The following is a 12,938-nucleotide window of genomic DNA, read 5'->3' on the forward strand; positions in this document are numbered from 1 at the left end:
GCAGGACATACAGAAAGGGCGGAGAGACGCTTTTCGCGTTTCTCCGCCCCATTATCCCTTGACCGTCAGGCGTGCTGGCCCTCATGCTCGCCCTCGGCGATTTCCTCGAGCAGCTTGTCATTGAAGGCCGGCAGATCGTCCGGGTTGCGGCTGGTGACCAGGCCCTGATCCACCACCACTTCCTCGTCGCTCCAGTTGGCGCCGGCGTTCTTGAGGTCCGTGGCCAGCGTGTGGTACGAGGTCAGGTCACGGCCCTTGACGACGCCGGCCTCGATCAGCAGCCACGGACCGTGGCAGATGGATGCCACCGGCTTGTGCGCTTCGAAGAACGCGCGGGTGAAGGCCTGCGCGTCCTTGTCCACACGCAGGAAGTCAGCGTTGACCACGCCGCCGGGGAGGACCAGGGCGTCGAAATCCTCGGCGTTGGCGTCTGCCACGGCCAGGTCAACGGTGAATGTCTCGCCCTTGTCCATGCCGTCGAAGCCCTGGACCGTGCCACTGGACGGTGAGACCAGGGTGGGGACGCCACCTGCGGCCTTCACCGCCTCCCAGGGGCTCGTGAGCTCGATCTGTTCCACACCGTCGGTGAGGAGAAAAGCGACCTTCTTGCCGGAAATATCATGTTCAGCCATGTTGCCTCCGTTTCGCAGACTTCTAGGGGCGGTATCCGCCTGGAATCGAACGATTCCGTTGCCCCCACCCTAGGAAAAACCGGCAACAATAAGCAAGCTGACTAAATGGCCTCAGCTGACAGACAGGCCCTCGGCGACTGCGGCAGCAGCTGCCAGCCAGGCTCGCTGGGTGGCCGGGCGCAGTGAACCGTAGCGGATCTGGCCCTTGCGCAGCGCCGCATCGTAGGGAATGGTCACCGTGGCGCGCGCCAGCGGTTCAAATCCGCCGGCGACGGCCCGAACCTGGGCATCCGTTCCGTTGCGGTCCGACTGGCTGACGATGACGACGGCGTTGGTGGCGAGTTCGGCGAACATGCCGCCCCGGTCCTGGAGGGCTTCGAGCAGGAGCGCCCCGGCCTCCGCGTGTTCCTCAACCGTGGTGGTGGCAATGACGAGCTGGTCAGTGTGGTGGATCATCCGCAGCCAGCGCTCTGCGCTTTCGTCATTGCCCGAGTCCACCAGGTTGAGCCGAAAGTACTTCGAAGCCACCTCATGCAGGGCGTCGAAGTCCGCCATGGTGATTTTCTGCTCGGAGGCCAGAACGTCGGGCTTGGAGCGCAGGACGTCGAACTTGTCCTCCGTCTGATGATGCACAAAACGGGCCAGCAGGGCTGACTGGGCCGACGGCGACAGCAGGTTGCCGGTGTTTGGCAGCAGGTCCATGACCGTGGAGTCATGCGGCCCCTGCTCGGTCCGCCAGCCCAGGGTGCCGCGGGTTTCGTTGTTGTCCCAGGCCAGAACCGGGCCGCCGCCGTTGCGGGCGAACACGGCCGCCAGCATCACTGTGGTGGGTGTTTTGTTGGCACCGCCCTTGCCGTTGACCACGGAGATGGTCCTGGGGCCGGGCCAGTGCTGGCTGACGGCCCGGACGTCGCGTCGCTCGGCCTGCTCGGACTCGGACGGTGCCATCCGGATGCCCACGCTGCTGAGCAGGCCGCGGAAGCCGCGGGCGGCCGGGATGCGGGCGGTCTGGGTATCCAGGAAGGAGGCACGGCGCCTGGCCGTGGCACGGGTTTCGGGTTCCGCGGGTTCCCCGATGACGCTGTTCCAGTCCGGGATAGGGGCCGCTTCAGCGGCAGGCAGGGGTTCGTCCTCCCAGACCCGGGCCGGTGGCTGGGACGGGGGCTGCGCCGGCGGAACGGGAGCGGACACGGCCGTGGTGCGGTCTTCGGTCCCCCGCCGGCTGCGCCTTGTCATCATCAGCGGGGTCTCTGCCCCACGGTCTGCGGGCTCTCCGGTGAAATCTTCTGAGGTGAATTGATCCTGGGCAGCGGGGTATTCGGGACTGGGCTCGCGCATGTCTTCGTCTTTCGTTCCGGGCTGTGCGATGGGCTGGGCTCGGGACGCGGGCAGCCCCACCTGCGGCTCCTGCTCCCCGATTCCGCTCCCCCCGGCGAATCTATGGCCTTTCCAACCCTACAGAAGGCCCTGCGCGGCCGGTTGTCAGATGCGATCTTCGCCACATTCTTATCCAAATGACGAAGAACCGGCTTTTCTCCTGAAAACCCAGAGGTTAAAGAGAAGCAGGCCGGAGACAGTGTCTCCGGCCTGCGAATCTGGTAGCGGTGGGGAGGCTCGATCTCCCGACCTCACGATTATGAGTCGTGCGCTCTAACCAACTGAGCTACACCGCCACTAAATGAGTGAAGCCCGTGTCCCTAAATGGCCTCTGCAAAAACAAACAGCCTTAGCAACACGGGCCCTCTCATTGAGAGCCCCGACCGGGAATCGATCCCGGGACCTCCATCTTACCAAGATGGCGCTCTACCACTGAGCTATCGGGGCAACGAGTAAATACTTTACCAGTACTTTTGGAGAACATGAAATCGAGCAAAAACCGCGCCGGCAAGGTGATGCAGGCCACTGTGTCCATGGAGAAAACCGCCGCCCGAAACGGCACCTGCGGGCCGGTGTGAGCAGGCTCCGGAAGCAACGTTTGGCACCGTTAATCAGTATGCTTAGGGAACTAGAAAGTAGGTCTGCGTGACAGATTCACCGCAACACCCGGACGGTGCCCTTCTTGGCGGACGGTACCGGCTGGAAAACCAAATCGGCGCCGGGTCCATGGGCACCGTTTATCGTGCCCGAGACGAATTCCTGGGCCGCGACGTAGCCGTCAAGGTGGTCCGCACCGCGGCGGCCACAGCAGAAGAGCAACAACAGGCAGATGCCGAGTCTAAAATTCTGGCGCGGTTGAACCACCACAGTCTGGTGACCCTGCTGGATGCAGGAACCCATCTCAGCGGCCCAGGCATCCAGCAGCTGTACCTGGTGATGGAACTGGTGGAGGGTGCGGATCTTCGGCTGCGGCTCCAGGACGGCCCGCTGGCCCCGCGCAAGGTCGCCCAGCTGGGCTATGACCTCGCTGTGGGCCTGGATTACATGCACGACGCCGGAGTTGTGCACCGGGACGTCAAGCCGGCCAACATCATGCTCTTTGACTACCGCGGCGACGACGCCCGGCTGCGGGCAAAGCTCACTGATTTTGGCGTGGCACTGATTGCCCGCGAGCCGCAGTTGCAAACCGGAACTTTCACGGGCACAGCTGCGTACATGAGTCCTGAGCAGGCCCGCGGCCACAACGTGGGAACGGAATCGGACATCTATTCGCTGGGGCTGGTGCTGCTGCAGTGCCTCACCGGCGTACCGGCATACCCGGGGCCGGCCTTGGAGAGTGCCGTGGCGCGCCTTCTGCGGGCCCCTGCGATCCCCGAGAGCATGGAGGCGGGCTTCCGGGTCCTGCTCCAAGCCATGACAGCCCTGGAGCCGCAGGACCGGCCCTCCGCACACGAAGTTTCCCTCGCCCTCTACGAACTCGCAGTGACTCCCCGTGCCCGCCACCGGATGAACCAGCCGCTGATACCCGCAGATGAAGCCGAGCGCATCGCGGCTGTCCGGCGCTACAACCTGCTGGACACTCCGCCGGACGGCGCTTTTGACCGCATCACGGCCCTGGCAGCGCGGCTGTTCTCTGTGCCCGTGGCGATTGTGAGCGTGGTGGACACGGACCGGATCTGGTTTAAGTCCCATCATGGAACTGATGTCGAGCAGATCGGGCGGGACCCGGGGCTGTGCGCCTCCGCAATCCTGCAGGACGAGGCCTGGGTGGTCCCTGACGCACGGGTGGATCCGCGAACCCTGACCAATCCCCTGGTGGCAGGCGAGTTTGGCCTGCAGTTCTATGCCGGCGTTCCCCTGCACACCCGCGACGGCTACAACCTGGGGACCCTGTGCGTCCTGGACAGGGAGCCCCGGGAATTCACCCGGGATGAAGTCCGGACGTTGGAGGACCTCGCGGCCATCATCATGAATGACCTGGAAATGCGGCTGGAGAACCAGCGCACGCTCGCTTCCTGACCTGCCGGACAGGTCCTTGCGCGGCGGACCCCTTGCGCCACAGGCCACGATTGTCGCTGACAGACAAAAGGAAAGGCACCTCCGATAATTCGGAGGTGCCTTTCCTTTTGCGTCAGGTTCTTATGTCGGAGCGGCGCCCCTCGGCGCCGCCCCTCCCATAATCCCGGTGCTTAGTCGCGGAAACGCGGTGCGCGGGTACCGGCCGGCTTGAAGCCGCCGCGGTCCCCTTCGCGCTTCTTGAAGCCGCCGCGGTCACTGCCGCTGCGGTCACCGAAGCTGCGCTCGCCGTCGCGCTTCTTGAAATCCTTCTTGAAGCCGCCGCGGTCGCCGCGGTCGTTGAAGCCGCCGCTTTCGCGTTCGCGGGCCGGCTTGCGGCCGTTGTCCAGCTCGAGGTGGATCAGCTCGCCGCCGATCCGGGTGCGGGACAGGGCGCGCAGCTGGTCCTGGCTGAGGTCAGCCGGGAGTTCGACGAGCGTGTGGTCGGCGCGGATGTCGATGCCGCCGATCTGCGCGGAGGACAGTCCGCCTTCGTTGGCAATGGCGCCAACGATGGAGCCGGGCATGACGCGCTGGCGGCGGCCGACGGCGATGCGGTACGTTGCATTGCCTTCGGTCAGCGGGCGTGTCGGGCCGCGGGATCCGTTGCCGTCGTTACGGCCTTCGGAGCGCTCGCGCTGGCGGGCCGGAGCCTGCGGAATTTCTTCCATCAGCAGCGGGCGGCCGCCCTGTGCCATAACGGCCAGTGCAGCGGCAACTTCCTCGGCGGTGACGTCGTGGTCAGCCAGGTAGGTCGTGACCAGGTCGCGGAACACCGAAACGTCTTCGGACGCCAGGGTTTCGGTGATCTGCTCGGAGAACTTCGCCAGGCGCTTGTTGTTCACGATGTCGATGCTCGGGAGCTGCATGTGCTCAACGGGCTGGCGGGTGGCCTTTTCGATGGCCCGCAGCAGGTACTTCTCGCGGGGGGTCATGAAGAGGATCGCGTCGCCGGTGCGTCCTGCACGGCCGGTGCGGCCGATGCGGTGGACGTAGGACTCCGTGTCGTGCGGGATGTCGTAGTTGATGACATGGCTGATGCGCTCAACGTCAAGGCCGCGGGCGGCGACGTCGGTGGCAACCAGGATGTCGATCTTGCCGCTGCGCAGGGCCTCGACGGTGCGCTCGCGCTGCTGCTGCGGGATGTCACCGTTGATTGCTGCGGCCAGGTAACCGCGAGCCTTGAGCTTGTCAGCCAGGTCCTCGGTAGCCATCTTGGTGCGGACGAAGGCGATAACGCCGTCGTAGTCTTCGCTTTCCAGGATGCGGGTCATGGCGTCCAGCTTGTGCGGGCCCATGACCTGCACGTAGCGCTGGCGGGTGTTCGCACCGGTGGTCGTCTTGGACTTGACCGTGATTTCCGCCGGGTTGTTCAGGTACTTCTTGGCGATCTTGCGGATTGCGCCGGGCATGGTGGCGGAGAACAGTGCCACCTGCTTGTCGGCGGGCGTGGTCGCCAGGATCTGCTCAACGTCTTCGGCGAAGCCCATGCGGAGCATTTCGTCGGCTTCGTCCAGAACCAGGTACTGCAGGTTGGACAGGTCCAGGGAGCCCTTGGAGATGTGGTCGATGACTCGGCCCGGGGTACCGACAACAACCTGGGCGCCGCGGCGCAGGCCGGCCAGCTGGGGGCCGTAAGCGGAGCCGCCGTAGACGGGCAGGACGGTGAAGTTGTCCATGTGCTTGGCGTAGGAAGCGAAGGCTTCAGCGGACTGGAGGGCCAGTTCGCGGGTCGGTGCCAGCACCAGGATCTGGGTGTCCTTGGTGGCGGGCAGGCCAGCCATCAGGGACAGGGCGGGAACGGCAAACGCGGCAGTCTTGCCGGTACCGGTCTGCGCCAGGCCGACGACGTCGCGGCCTTCAAGGAGGAGGGGAATGGTGGCTGCCTGGATGGGGGACGGCTTTTCGTAGCCTACGTCAACCAGGGCCTGCAGCACGCGGGCATCAAGACCGAAATCGGAGAAGAGAACCTGGTTCTCTTCAGCTGCTTCGGGAGCGGCGGTTGCTGCGGTGTCAGTGTTTTCTACAGTGTCAAGCAAAAGAAATAATCCTCATTCATTGGGACCGCGCGGCCAATTTCGGCCGCAGGACGTAAGTCCGGCGCTGTTGCAATCCCATGGCAGGACTTTCCGTCACAGCTGTAGGCCAATTTCACTGGATTGTGAGGCGTGACCGGTGTGACGATTTCTTTGCCGGCGCTCCCAAAAATATGAATCTGCCCGCATTCGAAAACGCGAGCCCCAACACAACGTGCCAAACGGTCAGAAACCGCAGGAAAATAAGGGAATACCGGAGTGGGGGATGTTTCAAGTGTACGGCATGCCGGGGGCGGCCCGTCCATACTTGCCGGTGAGCTTGGGCACACGGGCACATATTCAGCCGTTTCCGCCGGCCTGCGAAGCGTTGGTTCGCTGGTTTGACGGGGTTTTCGCCGGACTTCGTAATTTATCGGGTGGCGGCCACGCTTTCCTGGTCCTGCCGGATTTTCAGGGTGCGCAGGACCTTCTGTATTTCCGGAGACAGCGCCAGGTCTCCCGAGGCCTCCGCGTCGGCCAGCAGCCGGGCCTGCTCTGCCGAGGCTCCGCGGAAAACGTCTCCGGACGTCACCCCGTGATCCGGACGCCGGATCACGGTCACCGGGTCGCCTGCGCTGATGCTGCCGTTGCGGACAACGCGCAGATAGGTTCCCACCCGGCCTGCCGCCGCGAACCGCCTAACCCAGCCGGGCTGCTTCATCCAAGCAGCAAAGTTCCGGCACGGCGTGCGGGGGCAGGTCACTTCCAGGACGGTGCCGTCCCCGATCTGCCAGCGCTCACCGATCACGGCCTCGGACACCGGAAGGCCCGCGATCCGCAGGTTCTCCCCGAAGAGCCCTGGCTGAATGTCCGTCCCCAGTTCAGCTGCCCAGTAGTCGGCGTCGTCCTGCGAATAGGCGTAAATGGCCTTGGACACCCCGCCGTGGTGCTTGCGGCTGGCCTGGATGTCCCCGTTCAGCCCCAGACCGTGAACCTTCACGGGCCCGACGACGGGACGCTTGTCGATCGCCGTCACTCCCGTGGAGTCGGTGGTGGGCAGGAGTTGGTGAACGCGGCACACGGCCAGCAGGGTTCCCGAGGTCATGCCGATCATCCTACGAGGCTGGTTTCCGTTTCGCACGGCTTTCACCGTCGACGAGCAGGTGCCTGACTTACGGGTGGACGTTCTTTAGGGGAGCCAGCGGGACCTGCTCCGAAACGGGCTGCTTCCACCAACGCTGCGGCCGGCTCTTCCAGAGCGCAACCAGCCACCAGGCCATCAGGCCCAGCCCCCAGAAAACTCCGATGCTGGACGCCATGAGCCACGCCTCGGGGATCTGGGAATCCAGGTTGGGAGCTCCCATGAGCCAGCCGATGGCCTTGGGCGACAGCAGGAAAACCACGAAAGACGAGACCAGCAGGACCAGGCCCCAGCGGCGCACCGCGCTGCCCTTTTGCATGAAGTCGGTGATGTTGCGCCAGAGCACCGGGATGAAGAGGGCCACCCACACCCAGTGATGGGACCAGGAAACCGGTGAAATCAGCAGCATCAGGAGTGCGGCCGCGGCCAGGGCAGTGATCAGGTCGCCGCGGTTACCGGCCAGCCGGATGATCACGGCCGCGGCGGCGACGGCCAGCAGGGACAGCAGCAGCCAGGGCAGGTCCACGGGGAAGTCCGGTCCCGTGAAGTGCAGAATGGCACCCTTAATGCCCAGGTTGTCCACGTATCCGGCACCGCCGATCCGGGAGGTGTCCGGCAGCAGTTCGGCCCAGTAGGTGCGTGATTCTCGCGGCAGGATCAGGAATCCCAGTCCGAACGTGGCCAGGAAGCCAAAGGCCATGTTGCGCAGGCCGCGCCAGTCGCCGCGCGCCAGGAAATAGAGCCCGAACACCAGCGGCGTGAGTTTCAGCCCGGCGGCCACGCCCGTCAGCAGGCCCGTGGGCCAGGTGTCCCGCTTGATCAGGAAGTCCGCCATGATCAGCCCGAACAGCAGGATGTTGATCTGCCCGAACGCCAGTGTTTCCCGCCAGGGCCCCAGCAGGATCACCAAGCCGATGCAGGCCAGGGCCAGCGGACGCAGCCACTGATGCCTCAAAACGGCGCGCACGCCGGGCTGGCGGAAGGCGTAGCCGACGCCCAGCACAGCAGTGGCCGCGGCGATCAGCAGCGAGATGGCGGTGAAGATATTCAGCCCCAGGCTCTGTCCGAACGGTGCAAGGACCGCAAAGAGGAGCGCGGAGAACGGCGGATAGGTGAAGAGGAGGCTGCTTCCCTCGCGGTAGCGCAGTTCCTTGGTGTAGAGCCCGCCCCCGGCGTCGAGCACGCTCTGCCCGCCGGTCAGATACACACTGAAATCCAGGCCGTGGCGCGGTGAGATCACGAACGCGGCAGTGATCATGAGGGCTGCCGCGAGAAGCGCCGCCAGGGTTACTGCCAGCCGGGCCATTCCGGATCGGGTCTTCGGGCCCATTGATTCTCCCTGCGCTGCGCCAACTAAGGTATTACCGCTCGCAAGTCTACCGGGGGCCGGTGAATCCGTGGACTGTCCGGGCTGCAGGATAGGCTGGGCGCAGTCAATCCACCTTTGGAAGGTTGCTCATGTCCGCACCGCTTTTGGCCATCGTTAATGCCCGCGTCGTCCCCGTCACTGCGCCGCCGTTTGACGGCACCGTGGTGCTGGCGGACGGGAAGATTCGCGAGCTCGGCGCCGACGTCACGGTTCCGGAAGGTGCGCAGGTGATCGATGCCGGCGGCCAGTGGCTGCTGCCCGGCCTGGTCGACGCGCACACGCACCTTGGCGTGCATGAAGAGGGCGAGGGCTGGGCGGGCAACGACACCAACGAGATGACGGATCCCGTCATGGCCGGGGTCCGCGCCATCGACGGCGTCAACCCGCACGATCTGGGCTTTGATGATGCACTGACCGGCGGGGTCACCGCAGTGAACATCAACCCCGGCTCGGGCAACCCCATCGGAGGCCTGGCCGTGGCCCTGCACACGCACGGGCGGTACGTGGAGGAAATGGTCCTCCGCTCCCCCAGCGGGCTGAAGTCGGCCCTCGGTGAGAATCCCAAACGCGTCTACAGCGACAAGAAGCAGACTCCGTCCACCCGGCTGGGCACGGCGCTGGTAATCCGCAAGGCGTTCATGGATGCGCAGAACCACATGGGAAAGAACGACGACGACGACCGCGACCCCCAGCTCGAGGCCCTCGCCATGGTGCTGCGCCGGGAAATCCCGTGGCGCCAGCACGCCCACCGCGCCGACGACATCGGCACGGCCCTGCGGCTGGCCGACGAATTCGGCTACGACCTGGTCCTGGACCACGGCACCGAGGCCCACCTGCTGGCGGACGTACTGGCCGAACGCGGGGTTCCGGTGCTGATCGGCCCTCTGTTCACCACCCGGTCCAAGGTGGAGCTGCGCCAGCGGAGCATGGAAAACCCGGGCAAGCTGGCCGCTGCCGGCGTGGAGATCTCCATCATCACCGACCATCCCGTGGTGCCGATCAACTTCCTGATCTATCAGGCTGCGCTGGCGGTAAAGGAAGGGCTGGATCCCGAGACGGCGCTGCGTGCCGTCACCATCAACCCCGCCAAGGTGCTGGGCCTGGCGGACCGCATCGGTTCCCTGGAGCCCGGCAAGGACGCGGACGTTGTGCTGTGGAGCGGAAATCCGCTGGACGTCATGCAGCGGGCGCTGACCGTATGGATCGGCGGCCGGGAGGTCTACCGCTATGACACCGAGACCCGGACGCCAGTGGTGGCCGGACGCCAGTGACCAGACCCGCATCCCGCAGGCCCGCACCGAACAGTCCCCGAGCTCCCCTGCCCGGGATTATCCGCGCCGCATTCGCAGCCTGGCTGGCGGCGGCCATCTTGGTGGCCGTGGCCGGGATTTCCTTCATCACGTCAGCGCAGACCCAGCAGCGCGACGGCGCCGCGCTCACCAGCCTGGGGGCTGTGACCCTCGCGGTGGCGTTTATCATCGCGTTTTACGCGCTGCGGCTGCGGACCGGAAAACGCAGCGCCCGCGAGACGCTCACCACGGTCGGCATGATCGCGGGGATCCCGTTGCTCTTCCGCGGCCCCGCCCTGATCGCCGTCGGCGCCGTCCTGCTGGTGTGTGTGCTGCTGCTGTGGCTGCCGCAAAGCAGCCGCTTCTTCCAGGAACGTGACCCCAAGGCCCGCCGGGGACTTTTTGGCCGCCGGCGGCCTTAGGAACGGACCGGGCTTCCTACAACTGGCTCAGAGCCTGATCCAGATCGGCAATCAGGTCTTCCAAGTCCTCGATGCCCACGGAGAGCCGCAGCAGATTCTCCGGAACCGCCAGCTCGGTGCCCTTCACCGAGGCGTGCGTCATCTCGGACGGGTAGTTCATCAGTGACTCCACGCCGCCCAGGGACTCGGCCAGGGTGAACACGCGGGTGGACTCGGCCACCTTCCGGGCCGCTGCCTCGCCGCCCTTGAAGGACACCGAGACCATCCCGCCAAAGTCCTTCATCTGGGCCTTGGCGAGATCATGTCCGGGGTGGTCTGCCAATCCCGGATAGAGCACGTTCTCCACTGCCGGCTGGTCCTGCAGCCACTTGGCCACGGCCATGGCGTTGGAGGAGTGCCGGTCCATCCGCACGCCCAGGGTCTTCAGCCCGCGGGTGGTCAGCCAGGCTTCCATCGGTGCTGACACCGCGCCGACAGCGAACTGGATGAAGCCGATCTTCTCGGCGGCGTCGTCGTCGTTCAGGATGACCGCGCCGCCCACCGCGTCGGAATGCCCGCCAATGTACTTGGTGGTGGAGTGCACCACGATGTCAGCACCCAGCGCCAGCGGCTGCTGCAGATACGGGGAGGCGAAGGTGTTGTCGACGACCAGCCAGGCCCCGGCGTCGTGCGCTGCCTGCGCGACGGCGGCAATGTCGGAAATCTTCATCATGGGGTTCGAGGGCGTCTCCAGCCACACCATCTTGGTGTTGCCGGCCGCGATGGCGGTGGTGAGGGCGCCGATGTCGGACATGTCCACCGCGGCGTTGGTGATGCCCCAGGCGGAAAGAACCTTGTTGATCAGCCGGTAGGTTCCGCCGTACGCGTCGTTGCCCAGCACAATGTGGTCCCCGGGTGCCAGCAGTGCCCGGATGAGAGCATCTTCAGCGGCCAGGCCGGAGCTGAAGGAGTACGCATGGGCGCCGCCTTCCAGTGCGGCCAACTGGTCCTGCAGCGCGTCGCGGGTGGGGTTGGTGCCGCGGCCGTACTCATAGCCGTTGCGCAGTCCGCCAATGCCGTCCTGGGCGTAGGTGGTGCTCTGGTACAGCGGCGGAATGACCGCTCCGGTGGTCGGGTCGGGGGTTTGGCCCGCGTGGATGGCGCGGGTGTTAAAGCCTTCGCTCATGGTGTGCTCCTCTGCTTCAGGATGGATTGCGGTTAGACGCTCATGTAGGACAGCAGGTCATGCCGCGTGAGTATTCCCACCGGCGCACCCTCGGAGGTCACCATGACGGCGTCGTTCTCCTGCAGCTTTTCCTTGGCGGCAGCCACGGAATCTCCCGCGCCGACCATCCCCAGCCGCGGTCCCATGTGTTCGCTGATGCTGTCGGTGGGCTTGGCCTCGCCACGGAACAGCTTCTCTGTCAGCGAGCGCTCGTCGACGGCGCCGAGGACCTCGCCGATCCGCACCGGAGGTTCCTGCGACAGGACCGGGATACTGGAAACGCCGTATTCATTCAGGATGTTGATGACGTCCCGGACCGACTCATTCGGGTGGGTGTGCACCAGATCCGGCAGCGACCCGTCCTTGGTTGCGAGAACGTCGCTGACGGCGGCTTCCTGCTCGGTTCCATGCAGGAAGCCGTAGGAGCGCATCCACTCATCGTTGAAGATCTTGCCCATGTAGCCGCGGCCACTGTCCGGCAGCACCACCACAACGACGTCGTCCGGGCCCAGATCGCGGGCCGCGCGCAGTGCCGCCACCACGGCCATTCCGGAGGAGCCACCCACCAGCAGGCCTTCCTCACGGGCCAGCCGGCGGGTCATGGCGAAGGACTCGGCGTCATTTACGGCAATCACTTCGTCCGGAACGGACGGGTCATAGTTGCCCGGCCACATGTCCTCGCCCACGCCCTCCACGAAATAGGGACGACCGGTGCCGCCGGAGTACACCGAGCCCTCGGGATCGGCGGCAATAATGCGCACCGGGCCTGTTGGACGGTCCGCGGAGATTTCCTTGAGGTAGCGGCCGGTGCCCGTGATGGTGCCGCCGGTGCCCGCGCCGGCCACGAAATGGGTCACCGTGCCGTCAGTATCCGTCCAAATCTCCGGTCCCGTCGACTCATAGTGGCTGACCGGGGCGGAGGGGTTGGAGAACTGGTCCGGCTTGTAGGCGCCCGGGATCTCGCGGACCAGGCGGTCGGAGACACCGTAGTAGGAATCGGGGCTGTCGGGGGCGACGGCGGTGGGCGTCACCACCACTTCGGCGCCGTAGGCACGCAGCACGTCGCGTTTCTCCACCCCCACCTTGTCCGGAGTGACGAAGATGCAGCGATATCCCTTTTGCTGTGCCACCAGGGCCAGGCCGACGCCGGTGTTTCCGCTGGTGGGTTCGATGATGGTGCCGCCGGGCTTCAGCTTGCCCTCCCGTTCAGCGGTCTCGATCATCCGCACCGCGATGCGGTCCTTGATGGAGCCGCCCGGGTTCAGATATTCCAGCTTCACGAGCACCGTGGCTGCGATGCCATCGGTAACGTGGTGCAGCTTCACCAGCGGGGTCTTGCCGATCAGGTCCAGGACAGTATCTGCAAACTTCATGTGGAACACGTTACTTGTTCGATTCCACGGGTCCAGCCTTCCCCGGAACCCGGCGTAGCAA

General features: G+C 65.3%; 10 protein-coding genes and 2 tRNA genes. 3 read left to right on the forward strand and 9 right to left on the reverse strand.

Annotated elements, in window-relative coordinates; all coding sequences use genetic code 11:
• Positions 1-65 precede the first annotated feature (65 nt).
• The 4 genes from MUG94_RS14040 to MUG94_RS14055 all read right to left on the reverse strand — a co-directional run bounded on the left by MUG94_RS14040 (position 66) and on the right by MUG94_RS14055 (position 2,456).
• On the reverse strand, positions 66-632 hold the full coding sequence (locus MUG94_RS14040) for a type 1 glutamine amidotransferase domain-containing protein (protein WP_227906688.1): 567 nt from the start codon (positions 630-632) through the stop codon (positions 66-68).
• Positions 633-743: 111 nt separating this feature from the next.
• Positions 744-1,970 (reverse strand): MinD/ParA family ATP-binding protein, encoded by a 1,227-nt coding sequence (locus MUG94_RS14045; RefSeq protein WP_227906691.1) that lies wholly within the window; start codon positions 1,968-1,970, stop codon positions 744-746.
• 258 nt (positions 1,971-2,228) lie between these two features.
• Positions 2,229-2,305, reverse strand: a tRNA-Met gene (locus tag MUG94_RS14050).
• A gap of 79 nt (positions 2,306-2,384) precedes the next feature.
• Positions 2,385-2,456, reverse strand: a tRNA-Thr gene (locus MUG94_RS14055).
• Positions 2,457-2,654: 198 nt separating this feature from the next.
• Here MUG94_RS14055 and MUG94_RS14060 point away from each other — a divergent pair.
• Positions 2,655-4,028 (forward strand): protein kinase domain-containing protein, encoded by a 1,374-nt coding sequence (locus MUG94_RS14060; RefSeq protein WP_227906692.1) that lies wholly within the window; start codon positions 2,655-2,657, stop codon positions 4,026-4,028.
• Positions 4,029-4,198: 170 nt separating this feature from the next.
• On the opposite strand, the gene MUG94_RS14065 is transcribed toward MUG94_RS14060, so the two are convergent.
• From MUG94_RS14065 to MUG94_RS14075, 3 genes are all read right to left on the reverse strand, one after another.
• The gene (locus MUG94_RS14065) at positions 4,199-6,103 is read right to left on the reverse strand and encodes a DEAD/DEAH box helicase (RefSeq protein ID WP_227890347.1); all 1,905 of its coding nucleotides are present in this window, start codon (positions 6,101-6,103) and stop codon (positions 4,199-4,201) included.
• A gap of 406 nt (positions 6,104-6,509) precedes the next feature.
• Positions 6,510-7,184, reverse strand: coding sequence for an MOSC domain-containing protein (locus MUG94_RS14070; RefSeq protein WP_227906693.1), 675 nt, complete (start codon positions 7,182-7,184; stop codon positions 6,510-6,512).
• Positions 7,185-7,251: 67 nt separating this feature from the next.
• Positions 7,252-8,550 carry a glycosyltransferase 87 family protein gene (locus MUG94_RS14075; protein WP_227906695.1) on the reverse strand — a complete coding sequence of 433 codons (1,299 nt, stop codon included), beginning with the start codon at positions 8,548-8,550 and terminating at the stop codon, positions 7,252-7,254.
• A 128-nt stretch (positions 8,551-8,678) separates the two neighbouring features.
• On the opposite strand from MUG94_RS14075, the gene MUG94_RS14080 reads away from it, so the two are divergent.
• Entirely contained in the window at positions 8,679-9,860 is a 1,182-nt protein-coding gene (locus MUG94_RS14080; RefSeq protein WP_227890350.1) for an amidohydrolase, read from the forward strand.
• Positions 9,857-10,300: a hypothetical protein gene (locus tag MUG94_RS14085; protein ID WP_227906697.1), complete on the forward strand. Its 444-nt coding sequence runs from the start codon at positions 9,857-9,859 to the stop codon at positions 10,298-10,300. Before MUG94_RS14080 ends, MUG94_RS14085 begins: the two co-directional genes overlap by 4 nt.
• A gap of 16 nt (positions 10,301-10,316) precedes the next feature.
• On the opposite strand, the gene MUG94_RS14090 is transcribed toward MUG94_RS14085, so the two are convergent.
• Together MUG94_RS14090 and MUG94_RS14095 are read right to left on the reverse strand one after the other, a co-directional pair.
• Positions 10,317-11,492 (reverse strand): cystathionine gamma-synthase, encoded by a 1,176-nt coding sequence (locus tag MUG94_RS14090; RefSeq protein ID WP_279324707.1) that lies wholly within the window; start codon positions 11,490-11,492, stop codon positions 10,317-10,319.
• Positions 11,493-11,497: 5 nt separating this feature from the next.
• On the reverse strand, positions 11,498-12,877 hold the full coding sequence (locus MUG94_RS14095) for a cystathionine beta-synthase (RefSeq protein ID WP_227890353.1): 1,380 nt from the start codon (positions 12,875-12,877) through the stop codon (positions 11,498-11,500).
• Positions 12,878-12,938: the final 61 nt, after the last annotated feature.

Origin of the sequence: Arthrobacter gengyunqii, from assembly GCF_023022985.1 — a bacterium.
Taxonomy (GTDB): Bacteria; Actinomycetota; Actinomycetes; order Actinomycetales; family Micrococcaceae; genus Arthrobacter_B; species Arthrobacter_B gengyunqii.

Coding starts and splice junctions, on each gene's coding strand:
- MUG94_RS14040 (WP_227906688.1), bottom strand. CDS start 632: ATGGCTGAACATGATATTTCCGGCAAGAAGGTCGCTTTTCTCCTCACC.
- MUG94_RS14045 (WP_227906691.1), bottom strand. CDS start 1,970: ATGCGCGAGCCCAGTCCCGAATACCCCGCTGCCCAGGATCAATTCACC.
- MUG94_RS14070 (WP_227906693.1), bottom strand. CDS start 7,184: ATGACCTCGGGAACCCTGCTGGCCGTGTGCCGCGTTCACCAACTCCTG.
- MUG94_RS14075 (WP_227906695.1), bottom strand. CDS start 8,550: ATGGGCCCGAAGACCCGATCCGGAATGGCCCGGCTGGCAGTAACCCTG.
- MUG94_RS14080 (WP_227890350.1), top strand. CDS start 8,679: ATGTCCGCACCGCTTTTGGCCATCGTTAATGCCCGCGTCGTCCCCGTC.
- MUG94_RS14095 (WP_227890353.1), bottom strand. CDS start 12,877: ATGAAGTTTGCAGATACTGTCCTGGACCTGATCGGCAAGACCCCGCTG.